This is a genomic window from Blautia massiliensis (ex Durand et al. 2017), from assembly GCF_051861785.1.
Classification (GTDB): domain Bacteria; phylum Bacillota; class Clostridia; order Lachnospirales; family Lachnospiraceae; genus Blautia_A; species Blautia_A luti_A.
Map to the genome: position 1 here is coordinate 3,784,412 of NZ_CP146725.1, position 17,103 is coordinate 3,801,514.

The window sequence follows — 17,103 nt, forward strand, 5'->3', positions numbered from 1 at the left end:
AAAACAGCAATTATAAAAAATCGCAGAATACAGGAGGAGTGCGTATGAAGCACACAGTAGATGCAATGGGGAAACAGTGTCCGATCCCGGTTGTGATGACCAAGAAGATCCTTGACAAGGCTGAGCAGGGAGACGAGATCTTGATCCTGGTAGATAATGAAACAGCAGTAAACAATTTGAGCAGACTTGCCGGAAGTACCGGATGCAGCTTCGTATCCAGAAAAACAGAAGGTGGTTACGAGGTCAATATGACAGTAAAATCAGCTCCTGCTTCAAGAAGCCAGGCAGAGCCTGAGATCGTCTGCACACCGGCTGTTCCGCAGGGAGATTATACCGTTGCCATCACTTCCGATAAGATGGGAGGCGGAGATCCGGAGCTTGGCGGGATCCTGATCAAGGGATTTGTGTATGCACTGACACAGCTGGAGACACCGCCGTCAGTTATGCTGTTTTATAATGGCGGAGCCAGACTTACCGCACAGGATTCACCATGTATCGAAGACCTTAAGACCTTACAGGAGCAGGGAACAGAGATCCTGACCTGCGGAACCTGCGTGAACTTCTACGGACTGAAGGAACCGGCAGTGGGAACCGTAACAAATATGTATACCATAGCGGAAAAGCTCACAAAAGCAGGAAAAGTGATCCATCCGTAAACAGAGAAACATATAGAAACAACAAAAGCATATAGAAACTTACAGAAGCAGACAGAAACAAATAGAAATATACAGAAATGCCGCAGAGCCATTTTGAAGCCTGCGGCATTTTTGATATCTGGTTGATATTCGCTTGATATCCGGTTATGAGCAAGCAGCGAAGCGGATCGCGACTATCCGCTTGACTAAGCGCTACTCTTACAATTCCACATCAAGCTGCTGCTCCTCAATATGATGGCGCTTTGCATAGCCGGTAAGCATCAGCGTCAGTGCGCCGTCGCCGGTCACGTTGCATGCGGTACCGAAGCTGTCCTGCAGTGCAAAGATGGTAAGCATCAGTGCAGTGCCGGAGCTGTCGAATTTCAGTATTCCGGTGATGATGCCAAGGGATGCCATGACGGTTCCGCCGGGAACACCGGGAGCTCCGATGGCAAAGATACCCAGAAGAAGGCAGAACAGAACCATGGTACCCGGCGTGGGAACGGAACCGTACAGGATCTTCGAAATCGCCATACAGAAGAAAACCTCTGTCAGGACGGAGCCACAGAGATGGATGTTTGCAAAAAGAGGAATCCCGAAGCTGACCAGATCCTTGCGGAGAGGTTTTGCCCTGGAGGCACACTGCAGTGCAACGGCCAGTGTGGCTGCAGAGGACATGGTCCCTACGGCAGTCAGATAGGCAGGACCATAATGGCGGACAACCTCCAGAGGATTTTCACCGGAATAGATGCCTGCAAGGATGTAAAGAAGAGCCATCCAGATAAAATGCCCGGCAAGCACCAGTACGATGATCTTCAGAAAAACAGGCAGCTGTCTGGTGATGGTTCCCTCGTAGGCAAGACCGCAGAAGGTAGTGCCGATAAATAACGGAAGAATGGGGATGATGATCCGAGCCACCAGAGAAAGAACGATTTTCTGAAATTCATCCAGGAGCCCAGTGATCAGCTTCGCCTTTGTCCAGGTGGCGGCAAGTCCCAGCATCATTGCAAAAACAAGAGCACTCATAACGGACATGATCTGCGGGATCTCCAGCTCAAAGATCACCTCCGGCAGCTGCTTCAGTCCTGCAGCATAGGAATGGATGGACAGATGTGGAATGATTAGAAAGCCGGAGGCTGTGGAAAAAAGCGCTGCGCCAACAGAGGAGCCGTAAGCGAGGACAACCGCAACTCCCAGCATCAGCGAAGCATTTTTGCCAAGCCTGGTAATGGACGGAGCGATAAATCCCAGCACGATCAGCGGCACGCAGAAGGTAATGAGCTGGCCCAGAATGTACTTGATAGTAACTGTGATATTAAGAACTGCCATGGAGATTCCGTTGGTGCTGTACCGGTTCAGGATAAGCCCGGCTATGATCCCCAGGATCACAGCGACCAGCAGCTTAAATGGCAGACTGTTGAAAAAAGATGTTTTTTTCATTGGAAAACCTCCTCGGATAGTATAAAATAAAGCCAGAGTTTATTATAAAGGTATTTGATAAAAATCACAAGGAGGATGAGATGATTTATCTGGATAACGCGGCTACAAGCTTTCATAAGCCGGACTGTGTGCCGCGTGCTGTGGTGGAAGCCATGCAGCATGCAGGAAACAGCGGAAGGGGCAGCAGCGGCGAAGCAATGGCAGCCTCAAGGCTTATTTTTAACACAAGATGCCAGATCGCAGAGATGTTTGACGTATGGGGGCCGGAATGTGTGGCCTTTACATCCAATGATACGGAAGCGCTCAATATCGCCCTGCAGGGAACACTTCATCCGGAGGAGGGAATTATCCATGCGATCTGTACGGAGATGGATCACAACAGTGTGCTCCGTCCGCTGTACCGCCTGGAAAAAAAGGGTATGAAGCTTACAATCCTGCCGGCAGACCGCAAGGGACGGATCTCCCTTACGGAGCTTGAAGCAGCCATCCGTCCGGAGACGAAGGTGATCGTCTGTACCCACGCCTCCAATCTGACAGGAAATCTCAATGATATCCACGCCATCGGTGCGATCGCACAGAAGCACCAGAAGCTTTTTATTGTGGATGCTGCCCAGACAGCAGGAGTATTTCCGATTTCCATGAAAAAAGATCATATAGATATTCTTTGCTTTTCCGGACATAAGGGCCTTATGGGACCCCAGGGCACAGGCGCCATCTGCGTTCGGCCGGGGATATCTGTGGAGCCTCTGAAGGTAGGCGGAAGCGGCGTCCTCACCTTTCAGAGAGAGCATCCGCAGGATATGCCGGAGACACTGGAGGCAGGCACCCTGAACAGCCACGGGATCGCAGGTCTTGGCGCAGCCATCAGCTGGATTACCGAAATTGGAACAGAACAGATCCGAAAAAGAGAGCAGCAGCTGATGTGGCGTTTTTATGACCAGGTAAAGGAAATTCCGGGAGTCACCCTGTACGGGGATTTTTCCAGGGAAGAACGCTCCCCTGTGGTGACTCTGAATATTGCAGGGATGGACTCGGCAGAGGTGGCCATGGTCCTTGATGAAGAGTACGGGATCAGTGTAAGAGCCGGCGGCCACTGTGCACCGCTGATGCACAAAGCACTGGGAACCGAAAAAACAGGAGCTGTCCGCTTCAGCTTTTCTTATTTTAATACGGAAGAAGAGGTGGACACTGCTGCCGGGGCGGTAAAGGAGCTTGCCGCGGAATAAACAGCGAAAGACGGACAGAAAGGACACAGAGAATGTATCAGACAATATATGATGTGGTAGAAAAAAGAGGGCGTGTAAAAACAGGGATCCTTCTGAACGGAAAGGATGCCGGGCTGAAATATCTTTTGGAAGAAAGCAGCTTTTTTTATCCGAAGAGAGCAGAAAGAAATAAAGAAGCAGAAGAATTCCTGAAAGCTTCCGTGGAAGCAGCTGTGGAAACCGGTGTTGTGAAAAATGGAGACCGGGAGATATTTGTGGAAACCTACGAGAAGAATCCCAGGTTGATCATACTGGGTGGCGGCCATGTTTCTCTTCCGGTAGCAGAGATCGGCAGGATGCTGGGCTTTCATGTAACAGTCATGGATGACCGGGAGGAATTTGTGACGGAGGAAAGATTTCCCATGGCAGATGAGAGGATCTTTGGAGATTTTGATACCCTGTCCGACAGGATCCCTCCCTATGAAAATGCCTACTATGTAGTGGTGACACGAGGCCATCTGGGAGATTCCGCCTGTGCAAGAGGGATCCTTAAGAGACCCTTTGCATATTTCGGAATGATCGGAAGCAGGACAAAGGTGCGGATCACCAGGGAAAAGCTTCTGAAAGAGGGCTTTACGGAGGAACAGCTGGATCAGATCCATGCCCCCATCGGACTTCCCATCGGAGGACAGATGCCGGCTGAGATCGCCGTGAGCATCATGGCAGAGATCGTGCAGGAAAAGAACCGGCATTTCCGCACCTACTGTGATGAGGAGGTGGAGGCAGCAGTACGCCGCAGGACACCGGGAACCATGGTCACGATCATCGAGAAGAAGGGCTCCTCACCAAGAGGAACCGGGAGCAAGATGTTCGTATTCCGGGACGGAAGCACGGCAGGAAGCATCGGCGGCGGAAAAGTGGAGTTTGAAGCCGGAAAACACGCAGTAAATATCCGAAATACGGAAACAAAGGTTTACGAGCTGGGACAGGGGGCAGGAGATCTGGGAATGATCTGCGGCGGAACTGTCCGGGTGCTTTTTGAGCCGGTAAATATGTGAAAGAACCGGCCAGGACTTGCATAATATTGCAGAATCGTGTATATTGGACGCAGAGAATTTTTTACCGGCGTATAAGGAGGAATCAGATAAAATGAAGAAAAAATGTATTATGGCTTTGATAATAGGCGCGGCTTTCCTTGCACAGGGCTGTGGATATGAGGAAGGAACCGATGCAGTGGTAACAGTAGTAGATTCCACACCGACGCCGGAGCCCACAGAGAAGCCGAAGGCAACTGCAACACCTACACCGAAGGCAGCAGCAGATTCCACAGCAGACGGAGCAGCAGCGGCGGCAGACTCCACCACAGCCGGGGCAGCAGATCCCGCAGCACAGACAGCAGCTACGGAGCAGACCCCAAGCGGCATCAACGTACAGGCTCAGGATGCCACCTACTATGCAGTGGAGGGTGTGAATTTACGTTCTGACGCCAACGCAGAGGCAGAATTTGTGGCAGGTGTCCTTTCCGGAGAATCCCTGAAGTGTACCGGTGTCTGTGACAATGGATGGATCCGTGTGGATTATAATGGCCAGACCTGCTACGCATCCGGCGACTACGTCAGCACAACCCCGCCGGTAGGAGCAGTGGCAGCAGATACTACCGCAAAAACAGCACAGTAGAGCACAGACTACAGGCTTTGACCAGATCAGGGAAATCCTGATCCTGCTTCAATTGCAGATGTCTCCTTGATATAATAAAAAACAGGCAGCTGTATCCGATGAAATACATCGATACAGGCAGCCTGTTTTTTTGTTTCGGCATATAGTCCGTTCAGAACACAAGGATCATGCCAGCGGATCGTATCCGCAGATCATTCCGGATAAACAAGACGGTCCGGTTTGATATCGTAGAGAACTTCGTTCAGGAATTTCTTTGCCAGATATTTTGCCATGCCAAGGTTCATATCCAGATAATTTCCGCAGTCCTTGGGAGAAGCTCCCGGGATCTCACCCGCAAAATCTCGGATAAATTCAAACATCTCGATCATCAGCGGAACAATATCTCTGGATTCATAATCCCCGTTAAGAAGAAGATAATTTCCGGTACGGCAGCCCATAGGACCCCAGTAAATGACCTTCGGGCCAAACTCCTTATGGTTCCGCAGGAAGGTAGCTGCCAGATGCTCCATGGCGTGAAGCTCGGCTGTGTTCATAACAGGCTCCTCATTGGGAGAAGTCATACGGATATCGAAGGTAGTGATCACCTGATCTCCAACCGGATCCTTACGTGAAACGTATACGCCAGGCTGAAGCCTGATATGGTCAATGGTAAAACTTGTGATCTTTTCCATGTTGATTCCTCACTTTCTTATATGTACGGAGCCCATAATAAGCTCCATACATGATTTTAGCAGAGAACCGTAAGAGATACAAGGCAAAACAAAGGGAATCCTGCACGTTGCTGAGAACAAAGTGAACAGTAACTCCTGCACCTGGTTCCGTGCAAAGTTGACTTTATGAAAAGATGATGTTAAACTGAGAAAAGCTTACAGGGGGAGAGTGAAAAGCTCAGCTGAAAATGCCGGAACAGGCGTTTTCGGGATCTGATAAGGAGGACTTATAAATATGAAACGTAAGGTTTTAGCCGTATTATTTGCGACAGCTCTTACCGCAGGAATGCTTTCCGGATGCGGAAGCACAGACAGTACTTCTGACAAAGCAGACCAGAAGGAAGAATCTCTGGAGAAAGAAACCTCAGAAGGACAGACAGGCGTAGATGAAGAGACAGCAGCCAATGCAGTATCCGAGGAGGAGGCTGAGGCGGCAGGCTTTTCAGACCATGAAGAAAGCGCCGATGATCAGGAGGCTTCCGGTGATGCAGAGGACACTTCACATGAAACCGAAGCTTCTGCAGACAGCTCCGCAGACAGTACAGAGGATACAGACAGCGCAGACGGAGAATTTTCCGATGGTTCCGAGAATGCACAAATGGCAGGAACAACTGTGATCGATACCAGCCAGCAGCTGACAGGAACCCATCATGCTGCCATCACCGTAAAGGATTATGGCGAGATCGATGTAGAGCTGGATGCAGACACCGCACCCATCACAGTCACAAATTTTGTAAAGCTGGTACAGGACAATTTTTATGACGGTCTGACCTTCCACCGGATCATTGACGGATTTATGATCCAGGGCGGAGATCCAAACGGAGACGGAACCGGCGGAGCAGAGGACACCATCAAGGGCGAATTTTCCAGCAATGGAGTGAAGAACGATATTTCTCATGTAAGAGGAACCATTTCCATGGCCCGCAGCACAGATCCGGACAGCGCAAGCTCTCAGTTCTTTATCGTACAGTCCGATTCCACACATCTGGATGGCGACTATGCTGCATTCGGACACGTGACCTCCGGGATGGACATTGTAGATCAGATCTGCAAGGATGCCAGGCCGACAGACGGCAACGGAACCATTGCAAAGGATCAGCAGCCGGTGATCGAGAGTATCCGTATGGTTGACTGACAGGAGGGAGAAGGATGCTGAAAGGGAAAACAGTGCTTCTTGGCATCACAGGAAGTATTGCTGCATACAAGATCGCATATCTGGCAAGTGCATTACATAAGCTTCATGCAGATGTCCATGTACTGATGACAGAGAATGCAACGAACTTTATCAATCCGATCACATTTGAAACACTGACCGGGAATAAATGCCTGGTGGATACCTTTGACCGGAACTTTCAGTTCCAGGTAGAGCACGTATCCATTGCCAAGAAGGCAGATGTTGTGATGATCGCACCGGCCAGTGCAAACGTGATCGGAAAGCTGGCCAACGGCCTTGCGGACGATATGCTCACTACTACGGTAATGGCCTGCAGGTGTCAGAAGATCCTTGCACCGGCCATGAATACCGCCATGTATGAGAATCCCGTGGTGCAGGACAATATCCGGAAGCTGCAAACCTACGGATATGAGGTGATCACACCGGCCAGTGGCTACCTGGCATGCGGGGACACCGGAGCCGGAAAAATGCCGGAGCCGGAAACCCTTCTGGAATATATCCTGAGGGAATCCGCCTTCCAGAAAGACCTTGCCGGCAAAAAGCTCCTGGTAACGGCAGGACCTACCCAGGAGGCCATCGACCCGGTCCGCTGTCTCACCAACCATTCATCCGGAAAGATGGGATACGCCATTGCAAAAATGGCCATGCTCAGAGGAGCGGAGGTTACGCTGGTAAGCGGACCTACTGCCATTGAGCCGCCCCTTTTTGTGAAGGTCGTACCTGTGACATCTGCCAGAGATATGTTCGAGGCAGTCACCGGTTTAAGTGATGAACAGGACATCATCATCAAGGCTGCCGCAGTGGCAGACTACCGTCCGAAGCAGGTCAGCGAAGACAAGGTTAAGAAAAAAGACGATCAGGCTTCCATAGAGCTCGAGAGGACAGACGACATTCTGAAATATCTGGGCCGGCACAAAAAGCAGGGCCAGTTCCTCTGCGGATTTTCCATGGAGACCAGAGACATGCTCCGTAATTCCAGAGCCAAGCTTGAGAAGAAAAACCTGGATATGGTGGCAGCCAACAACCTGAAGGTAGAGGGCGCCGGATTCCAGGGAGATACCAATGTCCTGACTCTGATCACACAGGACGAAGAAGTGTCACTCCCGCTTATGAGCAAGGAGGATGCAGCGTTAAAGATCCTGGATAAGATCCTTCTGCTTACCACAAAGGCAGAAGCATAGCTGCAGAACCGGTCAGAGAGCCGGTTTAAAAAACGAAAAGCGGAACAAAAAGATCACCGCTTTCCATCACCGTATTGTATCCGCAGAAAACGCCGGGAAATGCTGTATGTCCGGAAATATTCACAGAGCGGAACGGTAACAAGGAGGAGAAGAAATGAAAAACAACAGATTTACAACAGCGCAGCTTACGTTACTGGGCCTGATGGCAGCAATCCTTCTGCTGATGGCCTACACACCACTGGGATATCTGAACATCGGGCCACTGGCCATTTCCTTTAACGTGATCCCGGTAGCCATCAGTGCAGTCGTCCTCGGACCCGTAGGAGGAGCCGTGGCAGGTGCGATCTTCGGCCTGACCAGCTTTCTTCAGTGCATCGGAGTAGGCGGCTCCAGTGCAATGGGAGTTGTGCTTTTCGGTATCAATCCGGTATTTGCCTTTATCCAGCGCTTCATCCCACGTCTTCTGGACGGTATCTGTCTCGGATATATTTTTAAAGGCATGCGAAAGGTCAGCAATACCTATGTGGCATGTGCAGTAACCGGATTCTTTTCCGCATTCCTGAATACCCTGTTCTTCATGGCAGCACTTGTAGGACTGTTCGGAAATACCGATTATGTAAAAAATCTGATGGGCGGTCATAACATCATCATCGGCTGCTGTCTCATGGTAGGGATCAACGCAGTATGCGAAATGATTTCCTCCACAGTGATCACAGGAGCAGTGGGAGCTGCACTTTCCAAGGCACATCTGATCCCATCCGCACAGATCAGCCGTGAGAAGACAAAAGCATAAAGACAGGGAAAATATAATTATGATATTAGCAATTGATATTGGAAATACCAACATAGTCGTGGGCTGCATCGATGATCAGAAAACATACTTCATCGAGAGACTTGCTACCGTAAGAACAAAAACAGAACTGGAATATGCCGTAGACCTGAAAACCTTACTGGAAATCTACCACATCAAAAAGGCAGACATAGAAGGCTGTATCATTTCATCTGTAGTCCCGCAGATCACCAACATTGCCAGGCTGGCAGCAGAAAAGATCCTCAAAAAAGAAGTCATGGTCCTGGGACCCGGAGTAAAAACAGGTCTGAACATCATGATGGACAACCCCGGACAGCTGGGGGCGGATCTTGTGGCAGACGCTGTGGCAGGATTAAACGAATATCCGGTGCCGTTTATTGTGATCGATATGGGAACCGCCACTACAGTTTCGGTTGTCAACAGCAAAAAGCAATACATTGGCGGAATGATCCTTCCTGGCATCGGAATATCCCTGGATGCACTGACAGCCAGAGCATCCCAGCTCAGCGGGATCAGCATCGATGCCCCGAAGCATGTGATCGGGCGCAATACCATCGAATGCATGAAAAGCGGCGTGCTCTACAGCAACGCAGCAGCCATCGACGGGATCATTGATCGGGTGGAAGAAGAGCTTGGTGAGAAAACAACCGTGATCGCAACAGGCGGTCTTGCAAAAAAGATCATTTCTCACTGCAAGAAAGAAATCATTCTGGATGAGGACCTTCTGCTCAAGGGACTCCTTGTGATCTACAAAAAAAATAAATAAAAACAAAAAAATCAGCTGCCGGTGCAGGAAACACCTACCGGACAGCTGATTTTTTACTGTAGAAATGCTCTGCGGAAATCCTCAGGCACAGGTGCCAGGAAACACATAGGCTCCCCGGTGATGGGGTGAGCAAATTCCAGCTGGAAGGAATGCAGGGCCTGGCGTCCGATCCGGTCAAAAACCGGATGATACAGAAAATCCCCCGGCAGCGGACAGCCGATATATTTCATATGCACCCGGATCTGATGAGTCCGCCCCGTATCCAGATGCAGTTCCACAAGAGCATATCCGTTGCTGACTGCAAGACGCTCATAATGAGTCACGGCAGCCTCCCCACGCTCAAAATTAACCTCCCTTGTGATCAAAGAAGCATCCATTCTCGCAACAGGAGCGGAGATCGTCCCCCTTTCCGGCGGGATCCCGTCAGTAAGTGCAAGATAGGTACGACGGATCTGGCGCTGCTTCATCTGGGCAGAGAGAAGAGCCCCGCTCAGAGGGTTCTTGGCCAGCACCAGCACCCCGGTGGTATCCCGATCCAGCCGGTTGATGCAGCGGTAGACAAAAGCCTTCCCCTGCTGCTTATAATACCAGGCAACACCGTTGGCAAGGGTATTCTCATAGTTCCCGGCAGAGGGATGCACAGGCATATCAGCAGGCTTGTTCAGCACAAGGATATCCTCATCCTCATACAGGATATCCAGAGGCAGTGGTACCGGAATAATGGAAGGCTCCGCTCCGTCCCCGGTCTCCTCCGGAACAAGGATCCGAAGAACATCCCTCTCCCTCAGGACCGTTCTGCCAAAAGCCGGCTGCCCGTTCAGCAGGATCGCCTGCTCCGCCCGCTTCATAGTAGTCAATATATGTTTGGAAAAACCCTTTTTCCGAAGAAATCCAAGAACATTTTCCCCGGACTCCCCGGTTGAGATCGTATAGGTAATAATTCTCTCCATAGAAAAAATCCTTTTCTGAAATTTAGCAGGCCAAAAGCCAGATCGCGCGGCCTGCGGGTATAGTATAGCATTTGGGGAGGGAAATGTCGATTAGGCATAAAAAAAGAGCTGGTACAAGAGGAAACATCCTTGGACAGCTCGTGGATTATGGGATTTGTGTCGCTTATTATCTTCATTAGTCACAGACCAAAAAAGACATATTTTACAGCTATATGTAAGGATATCATTGATATTTTCCTTTGTCAAGGCGTGCCAAAGACAGGAAGCATGCTAATAATGTCGTTTTTTAAGCATTATATGCAATCGTTTTCTATCAAAAAGTGAATAAACAGTCTGATAATCATCGAAATCTAACATTAGTGGTCACTAAAAGTGGTCACTTTTTTCTTGCGTAAATCCGCGTAAAATCAATACTTTTCAAGCTTTTTTCCTTTTTCTTTCCAATTATTAGTGGTCAAAATCGTGGTCAGCTGTGCCGAAAAAAGCAGCATTTAACAGTGTTTCAAGCTCTTTTTCGCTAATGAAGATATTAAGCGATACCTGACAGCAGAAAGAGATGCCATGAAAACAGGATACAGTATCAAAACATGGAAAATGCGGCTCTTTTGTCCGGAAAAGCAGATGATCAAAACAACAGAAGCCCTGTATCGGGAAGCCGTAGCCTTTTACTATGTGCTCCTGAAAGAAAGAGAAGAGCTCTGCGCCGAAAATCTGCTGACTATCCAGGGACATCTGGAAAAACTCACCGTTTCCGGAAGAGACGGAAGAGAACCAAAGTACATCCCGCCAGGCGGAAAGCTCCCCGTTTATTTTCGGAGATCTGCCATGAACAAAGCTGCAATGGCAGTAAAGACCGCAGCAAGCGCAGAAAGCTTCCCCGAAAAGATCGATGCCAACATCACCTTTTTCAAGGGAATGTACAAAGACCTGACAGACACCTCCGTAGTGCTGAAGCTCTGGAACGGAAAGAAATGGATCTGGGTACTCTGCGGACTTACAGGACGTCCCTTCCCAAAGGAAGCAGCGATCCTTTCACCGACACTGGTCCATGAGGAAAAATGGCTCATGTTCCATGTACCTGTCAAGCAGGAAAACTCCGATGCCCGGGCAGCAAAGGAACGAATGCAGGAAGGCGCCAGAGTATGCAGCGTCCGCTTTACCAATACGGACAGCTTTGCAGTATGCACAGTTCTGGATGAAGGATCCAGGCAGCTGGCTGTAAAAAACTGCAGAGGCGGAAATGCATACCGGCATCATTGCAGAGCTTTGCTGAAAAAAGTAGAAGCATCCAGGGCATTTACCGATAAAGACAACGTCAGTCAGCCAAACAGGAAATATTACATGCATCTCAAGCACCTGAATGAACATTACGCACATCAGGTCAGCAAGGAGATCATGGATTTCTGCAAAGAAAATCAGACCGGGATACTGGTACTGCCGGAGTATGATGAAGATTTTTCCAGGATATCCATGTACAGAAGTGGCAACTATTCGCCCCTTCACTTAAGTATCCGCATCCGGAATTATCTGAAATACAAAGCCTGGGCAGAAGGAATCCTGGTACTTGAGCTGCGCGCCGACGGAACAGAAAAGCAATGTTCCATCTGCGGAGCCACCGGAAAAAAACAGGGCAGCGTATTCATCTGCCAGAATGGCCATCAGGTCAACCGCTTCCTGAACGGCGCCCGAAACCTGGGCCGCAAATGCCAGGAAAGCTTCCGGAAAAACAACAAACCAAGTTAATAAGCGGCAGGAATGTCTCTTATATATAAATGCTGAGTGATCAGCAAGAGAGGAAGCGCCAGTGACGCCTCCTTTCCGGTTGAATACCGCCAGACGGCCCAATGCAGGCGTCGCCGAAGAACTGTGCCCTTGTGGTACGGGGTGTATTCAAAGTTATAAGAATGTGAAATTACTGAAACTTGGCCTGGGCTGGGTTCGGTGTATAGATGTTGAAAAAATGAGGATGGAACAGAGATATGGATTCTAGAAAAGAAGTACAGCATGTGTATTTGGTTGGTGCAAAGAGTTTAGGTGCATACGGGGGATATGAGACCTTTGTATACAAGCTTACAGAGTATCATCAGAATAAGGAAAACATCAAATATCATGTTGCCTGCAAGGCCAATGGTGATGGCTGCATGGACGAGAACAAATTTGAGGGTGTGACAAAGATTAACGACCATGAGTTTGAACTCCACAATGCCCATTGTTTTAAGATCAATATTCCACAGATCGGGCCTGCGCAGGCAATTTATTATGATGTTGCAGCGTTGAAAGCGTGTTGTGAACATATCAGGAAAAACCATATTCCTCATCCGATTGTTTATATAATGGCTTGTCGTATAGGACCTTTTGCAGGCCATTTTTATAAAGAAATACATAAGTTAGGCGGCAAAGTATATTTAAATCCAGATGGTCATGAGTGGATGCGGGCAAAATGGTCTGCACCGATCCGGAAATATTGGAAGATTTCCGAACAGATGATGGTTAAATATTGTGATCTGGCTATCTGCGACTCTGTGAACATCGAAAAATATATCCATAAGTGCTATGACGGTAAGGGTATTAAAGGTAGAAATCCGAAAACTACGTTTATTGCTTATGGTGCAGATTTGACACTTAGCAAGCTGGCTGACGATGATGAAAAGCTTGTGAGCTGGTATAAAGAAAAAGGATTGAAAAAAAAGAATTATTACCTTGTCGTCGGTCGTTTTGTACCAGAGAACTCTTTTGAAGTTATGATCCGTGAGTTCATGAAGAGTAATAGTCAGAAAGATTTTGCACTGATCACAAATGTTAACGATAAGTTTCTGAATGAACTGGAGGAAAAACTGCATTTCAAGAGTGACGATAGAATTAAATTTGTTGGCACTGTATACGATCAGGAATTACTGAAAAAAATTCGTGAGAATGCATATGCATATTTCCATGGCCATACAGTTGGTGGTACCAACCCTTCACTGATTGAGGCTCTTGGAAGTACGGACTTGAATCTGCTGGTTGATGTTGGATTTAATAAAGAGGTTGCAGAAGATTGCGCGTTATATTGGAGTCGAAAACAGGGAAGTCTTGCAAAATTAATAGATAAAGCAGATCAGATGAGTGCTGATGAAATAGCAGAAATGGGTCGGAGAGCCAAGATGCGTGTGGCAGAAGAGTATACGTGGGATAAAATCTGTGGACAGTATGAAGAAGCTTTTGTGAATGGGGAGAACTGACTATGAAAATATTGGCAATACACAATTTCCATAGAAAAGGTTCAGCAAGTGGTGATGATCAGGTATTCAAGAGCGAAACTGCGTTGCTGGAAAGTCACGGAAATCAAGTGATTAAATATACGGTTTCAAATGATGAGTTCGACAATGCAGGATTGATTGGAAAGCTATCGGCAACATTTGGAATGCTGTGGAGTTCAAAAAATTACAGAGCAGTACGACAAATGATTGAGAAAGAAAAACCGGATATTGTACATATTCATACTTTTTTTCCATTACTTTCACCATCAATTCTGTATGCAGCTAAACGAAGCGGAGTGAAAGTTGTAGCCACGTTACATGACACCCGTTTTGTTTGTCCATGTTCAACATCTCTGAGAGGAACAGAACTGTGTAATGAATGCGGCGATGGAAAGTATTTTCGTATGTGCAAATACGGGTGTTTTAAAAACTCCAGATTGCAGAGTTTTATTGTGGCAGGAATTTTTACCTATCATCGTAAAAGAAAAAGCTTTTACAAGCAGATTGATCGTTATATTTGTTTAAATGAAAATCAGATTCGACTTCTGACAAATATAGAATTTGATAAGAATAAAATTAGTAAGAAATACAATTTTGTACCTGATGCAGAAGCAAATCTCAAGGCGGTAAAAGTTGAGGGTTTGCCAGAGCGGTACGCTGTTTTTTATGGTCGTATTGGTGAGGAAAAAGGTATTAGAATCCTAATGAAGATTTGGGATAAGTTACCTGATATTCCTTTGGTCGTAATGGGTGGAGGTCCACTTGAAGAAGAGTTTAGGCATTGGGCAGACGGATACGACAATGTTTACTTCCTTGGATATACGCAGCACGATAAATGTCTATCAATTGTGAAGGGTGGAGAATTTGTAGTTTTTCCATCCATTTGGTATGAAGGTTGTTCTATGGTTGAAATCGAAACAGAAAGTCTTGGAAAAGGTTTGATTGCTACTGATCTCGGTTTTTCAACAGAAGCAATCGAAGATGGAAAGAATGGCTACAAGATAAAATTAGGTGATATTGAAGGCTTTCAGAAATGTATCGTTGAATTATGGAGTAAGCCAGAACTGATTTCTGAAATTGGAAAAAATGCACGGTTGGATTACGAGCGAAAATATAGACCGGAAGATAATTATGAACAATTGATGGAAATTTATAAAAAAACAATGGGGCAGTAAATATGAATACTTCTAGAACATCGAGTGTTTTTTGATACGATGAGAAGAATTAAGAGTCAGGGTTTTCAATAAAAAAGTATCACTAATGAAGATTATTGCTAGTTTGGAAACATTATGACGATACTGAACATTGTCACAATTGTAAAAGATAGCATTATTGATACAGGAATATTGGTGATAAAGGATGTTCCTACAAGTAGTGTTGTTGAAAAACGGAAATAATTATGAGGAAAAGGCGCTAATGAAATTTGCTTATTTAATTATTGTACATACACGATTTGATCAAGTAGCAAAGCTTTTAGAACTGCTTGATGATGAAAAAAATGATCTTTATGTTCATATTGATGAAAAAGTCGCGGATTCATTTGAAATATTTCAGAGAACATTAAAATCTTCTGTACAAAAATCGAAAATTTATTTGGTTAATCCGCATAATGTAACGTGGGGAGGAAAGAGCCTAATTGAGGCAGAATTGGAACTTTTAAAAGCTGCTATAAAAGGAAACTATGATTATTATCATTTAATCTCCGGAATGGACCTTCCAATAAAGACACAGAAAGAAATACATGAGTTTTTTGAGAATAATAAAGGAAAAGAGTTTATTCATTTTAGTACTAACGAAGATGCAAGAAAACGATGCCAATATTATTGGCTTTATCAAGAAAAATTGGGAAATGTGGCGAAGGCAGGAATTCTCAAAAAAACATGTAATAAATTGCGATTGCTAAGTATTTTGGTTCAGAAGTTGATGGGGATAGATAGAGTAAAAAAATACGGTATATATGAAAATGTAGCAATTGGAAGTCAATGGTTCAGTATTACAGATTCATTAGCACGGTATGTGGTATCTAAGGAGCAAGATATTTTAAAATGTTATAAAGATACCTATTGTTGTGATGAAGTCTTCTTGCAAACTCTTGTTTATAACAGCTCATATAAGAATAATCTTTATTCTTATATTATAGATGACTATCATGCGAATATGTGTGATATAGATTGGAAAAGAGGAAGACCGTACACTTGGAGAAATACAGATTTTGATGAACTTATGGCATCTGATTATTTATTTGCAAGAAAGTTTGATGAGCAAATAGATGATCAAATTGTTTATAAAATTTATATGAGGTTAAAAAGCAAATGATTATTACACAAACACCATTCCGCATGTCTTTTTTTGGTGGTGGAACCGATATGGAGAGTTTCTTTATGGAGCACGGCGGAGCTGTTCTGTCGACCACATTTGATAAATACTGTTATGTGAATGTACGTCATTTACCTCGATTCTTTGATTATTCTACAGAATTATCATATGCAAAGACAGAGCGTGTGACGAATATTGAAGATATTCAGCATCCGGCAATTCGAAATGCAATGAAGATGTTAGACATGCATGAGATTCGTCTTACCTATGAGGCAGATCTTCCGGCACGTTCTGGCTTGGGAACTTCTAGTTCTTTTGCTGTAGGAATGCTGAATGCTTTTTATGCGTTAAAGGGCAAATATGCCGATAAGAAGAAATTGGCAGATGAAGCAATTTTTTTGGAGCGTAATTTGTGCCAGGAAGCAGGTGGCTGGCAAGATCAGATTGCCGCATCGTTTGGCGGTTTTAATCGTATCAATTTTAATGCCAATGGTTATGAAGTTCTACCGGTAATCATCTCGCCTGAGAGAAAAAAACAACTCAACCAGAATTTAATGATGTTTTTTACTGGTTTTACTCGATTTTCTTCTGATGTTCAGAAAGCAAATGCATCAGGGAAGTTCGATAAAACAGCTCAACTAAAAGAAATGTTGTCATTGGTTGGTGAAGCAGAGAAGGTACTAACTGATAAAGCGAAGGATATTGATGATTTTGGTAGACTATTGGCTTATACTTGGAAGTTAAAACGACAGACAGGAACGGCGATTTCTACAAACTGTATTGATCAATTATATGCGAAGGGTATTGCAGCAGGTGCTTTGGGAGGAAAACTTCTGGGGGCTGGTGGCGGAGGATTTCTAGTTTTTTATGTGCAACCTGAACGGCAGGAAGCTGTTCGATTGGCAATGCGTGACCTACTATATATTCCGTTTAAATTTGAAGATGGTGGAACACGTGTGATTCATTACACACCAGAAGATTATGCACCGAGGGATTAAA

At 46.1% G+C, this 17,103-nt stretch carries 16 protein-coding genes; 13 read left to right on the plus strand and 3 right to left on the minus strand.

Annotated elements, in window-relative coordinates:
• Positions 1–44 precede the first annotated feature (44 nt).
• Positions 45–656: a sulfurtransferase-like selenium metabolism protein YedF gene (gene yedF, locus V9W66_RS17870; RefSeq protein WP_144096095.1), complete on the plus strand. Its 612-nt coding sequence runs from the start codon at positions 45–47 to the stop codon at positions 654–656.
• A gap of 198 nt (positions 657–854) precedes the next feature.
• Here the strand turns inward: yedF and V9W66_RS17875 are convergent, their stop codons facing one another.
• Positions 855–2,075, minus strand: coding sequence for a dicarboxylate/amino acid:cation symporter (locus V9W66_RS17875; RefSeq protein ID WP_144096097.1), 1,221 nt, complete (start codon positions 2,073–2,075; stop codon positions 855–857).
• Positions 2,076–2,155: 80 nt separating this feature from the next.
• On the opposite strand from V9W66_RS17875, the gene V9W66_RS17880 reads away from it, so the two are divergent.
• From V9W66_RS17880 to V9W66_RS17890, 3 genes are all read left to right on the plus strand, one after another.
• Positions 2,156–3,301, plus strand: a complete 1,146-nt coding sequence (locus V9W66_RS17880; protein WP_144096099.1) for an aminotransferase class V-fold PLP-dependent enzyme — start codon at positions 2,156–2,158, stop codon at positions 3,299–3,301.
• A 32-nt stretch (positions 3,302–3,333) separates the two neighbouring features.
• The gene (locus V9W66_RS17885) at positions 3,334–4,338 is read left to right on the plus strand and encodes an XdhC family protein (RefSeq protein WP_144096101.1); all 1,005 of its coding nucleotides are present in this window, start codon (positions 3,334–3,336) and stop codon (positions 4,336–4,338) included.
• Positions 4,339–4,429: 91 nt separating this feature from the next.
• Entirely contained in the window at positions 4,430–4,957 is a 528-nt protein-coding gene (locus tag V9W66_RS17890) for an SH3 domain-containing protein (protein WP_144096103.1), read from the plus strand.
• 191 nt (positions 4,958–5,148) lie between these two features.
• Here V9W66_RS17890 and V9W66_RS17895 read toward each other — a convergent pair whose 3' ends face one another.
• Positions 5,149–5,628, minus strand: a complete 480-nt coding sequence (locus V9W66_RS17895; RefSeq protein WP_144096105.1) for an S-ribosylhomocysteine lyase — start codon at positions 5,626–5,628, stop codon at positions 5,149–5,151.
• Between the two features lie 274 nt (positions 5,629–5,902).
• Between V9W66_RS17895 and V9W66_RS17900 the strand changes: the two genes are divergently transcribed.
• The 4 genes from V9W66_RS17900 (at position 5,903) to V9W66_RS17915 (ending at position 9,599) form a co-directional block, all read left to right on the plus strand.
• On the plus strand, positions 5,903–6,802 hold the full coding sequence (locus V9W66_RS17900; protein ID WP_144096107.1) for a peptidylprolyl isomerase: 900 nt from the start codon (positions 5,903–5,905) through the stop codon (positions 6,800–6,802).
• A gap of 14 nt (positions 6,803–6,816) precedes the next feature.
• The gene (coaBC, locus tag V9W66_RS17905) at positions 6,817–8,022 is read left to right on the plus strand and encodes a bifunctional phosphopantothenoylcysteine decarboxylase/phosphopantothenate--cysteine ligase CoaBC (RefSeq protein ID WP_144096109.1); all 1,206 of its coding nucleotides are present in this window, start codon (positions 6,817–6,819) and stop codon (positions 8,020–8,022) included.
• Positions 8,023–8,176: 154 nt separating this feature from the next.
• The gene (locus tag V9W66_RS17910; RefSeq protein ID WP_059085617.1) at positions 8,177–8,815 is read left to right on the plus strand and encodes an ECF transporter S component; all 639 of its coding nucleotides are present in this window, start codon (positions 8,177–8,179) and stop codon (positions 8,813–8,815) included.
• A gap of 19 nt (positions 8,816–8,834) precedes the next feature.
• Complete coding sequence (locus V9W66_RS17915) at positions 8,835–9,599, plus strand: type III pantothenate kinase (RefSeq protein ID WP_092069061.1); 765 nt, start codon at positions 8,835–8,837, stop codon at positions 9,597–9,599.
• A 53-nt stretch (positions 9,600–9,652) separates the two neighbouring features.
• On the opposite strand, the gene V9W66_RS17920 is transcribed toward V9W66_RS17915, so the two are convergent.
• Positions 9,653–10,549, minus strand: a complete 897-nt coding sequence (locus V9W66_RS17920; protein ID WP_144096110.1) for an RluA family pseudouridine synthase — start codon at positions 10,547–10,549, stop codon at positions 9,653–9,655.
• Positions 10,550–11,110: 561 nt separating this feature from the next.
• On the opposite strand from V9W66_RS17920, the gene V9W66_RS17925 reads away from it, so the two are divergent.
• The 5 genes from V9W66_RS17925 to V9W66_RS17945 all read left to right on the plus strand — a co-directional run bounded on the left by V9W66_RS17925 (position 11,111) and on the right by V9W66_RS17945 (position 17,102).
• Complete coding sequence (locus V9W66_RS17925; protein WP_144096112.1) at positions 11,111–12,292, plus strand: zinc ribbon domain-containing protein; 1,182 nt, start codon at positions 11,111–11,113, stop codon at positions 12,290–12,292.
• 236 nt (positions 12,293–12,528) lie between these two features.
• Positions 12,529–13,770 carry a beta 1-4 rhamnosyltransferase Cps2T gene (gene cps2T, locus V9W66_RS17930; RefSeq protein WP_021651714.1) on the plus strand — a complete coding sequence of 414 codons (1,242 nt, stop codon included), beginning with the start codon at positions 12,529–12,531 and terminating at the stop codon, positions 13,768–13,770.
• Positions 13,771–13,772: 2 nt separating this feature from the next.
• A complete protein-coding gene (locus tag V9W66_RS17935) occupies positions 13,773–14,963 on the plus strand; it encodes a glycosyltransferase family 4 protein (protein ID WP_144096114.1) in 1,191 nt (396 codons plus the stop codon).
• Positions 14,964–15,204: 241 nt separating this feature from the next.
• Positions 15,205–16,104: a beta-1,6-N-acetylglucosaminyltransferase gene (locus tag V9W66_RS17940; protein ID WP_186290128.1), complete on the plus strand. Its 900-nt coding sequence runs from the start codon at positions 15,205–15,207 to the stop codon at positions 16,102–16,104.
• Positions 16,101–17,102 (plus strand): GHMP family kinase ATP-binding protein, encoded by a 1,002-nt coding sequence (locus tag V9W66_RS17945; protein ID WP_144096118.1) that lies wholly within the window; start codon positions 16,101–16,103, stop codon positions 17,100–17,102. Before V9W66_RS17940 ends, V9W66_RS17945 begins: the two co-directional genes overlap by 4 nt.
• Position 17,103: the final 1 nt, after the last annotated feature.

Excerpts from the sequence above, each read along its gene's own strand:
- V9W66_RS17925 (WP_144096112.1), top strand. The coding sequence starts at position 11,111 with ATGAAAACAGGATACAGTATCAAAACATGGAAAATGCGGCTCTTTTGT.
- yedF (WP_144096095.1), top strand. The coding sequence starts at position 45 with ATGAAGCACACAGTAGATGCAATGGGGAAACAGTGTCCGATCCCGGTT.
- V9W66_RS17890 (WP_144096103.1), top strand. The coding sequence starts at position 4,430 with ATGAAGAAAAAATGTATTATGGCTTTGATAATAGGCGCGGCTTTCCTT.
- V9W66_RS17880 (WP_144096099.1), top strand. The coding sequence starts at position 2,156 with ATGATTTATCTGGATAACGCGGCTACAAGCTTTCATAAGCCGGACTGT.
- V9W66_RS17900 (WP_144096107.1), top strand. The coding sequence starts at position 5,903 with ATGAAACGTAAGGTTTTAGCCGTATTATTTGCGACAGCTCTTACCGCA.
- V9W66_RS17910 (WP_059085617.1), top strand. The coding sequence starts at position 8,177 with ATGAAAAACAACAGATTTACAACAGCGCAGCTTACGTTACTGGGCCTG.
- V9W66_RS17915 (WP_092069061.1), top strand. The coding sequence starts at position 8,835 with ATGATATTAGCAATTGATATTGGAAATACCAACATAGTCGTGGGCTGC.
- V9W66_RS17940 (WP_186290128.1), top strand. The coding sequence starts at position 15,205 with ATGAAATTTGCTTATTTAATTATTGTACATACACGATTTGATCAAGTA.
- V9W66_RS17875 (WP_144096097.1), bottom strand. The coding sequence starts at position 2,075 with ATGAAAAAAACATCTTTTTTCAACAGTCTGCCATTTAAGCTGCTGGTC.
- V9W66_RS17920 (WP_144096110.1), bottom strand. The coding sequence starts at position 10,549 with ATGGAGAGAATTATTACCTATACGATCTCAACCGGGGAGTCCGGGGAA.
- V9W66_RS17885 (WP_144096101.1), top strand. The coding sequence starts at position 3,334 with ATGTATCAGACAATATATGATGTGGTAGAAAAAAGAGGGCGTGTAAAA.
- V9W66_RS17935 (WP_144096114.1), top strand. The coding sequence starts at position 13,773 with ATGAAAATATTGGCAATACACAATTTCCATAGAAAAGGTTCAGCAAGT.
- cps2T (WP_021651714.1), top strand. The coding sequence starts at position 12,529 with ATGGATTCTAGAAAAGAAGTACAGCATGTGTATTTGGTTGGTGCAAAG.
- coaBC (WP_144096109.1), top strand. The coding sequence starts at position 6,817 with ATGCTGAAAGGGAAAACAGTGCTTCTTGGCATCACAGGAAGTATTGCT.
- V9W66_RS17895 (WP_144096105.1), bottom strand. The coding sequence starts at position 5,628 with ATGGAAAAGATCACAAGTTTTACCATTGACCATATCAGGCTTCAGCCT.
- V9W66_RS17945 (WP_144096118.1), top strand. The coding sequence starts at position 16,101 with ATGATTATTACACAAACACCATTCCGCATGTCTTTTTTTGGTGGTGGA.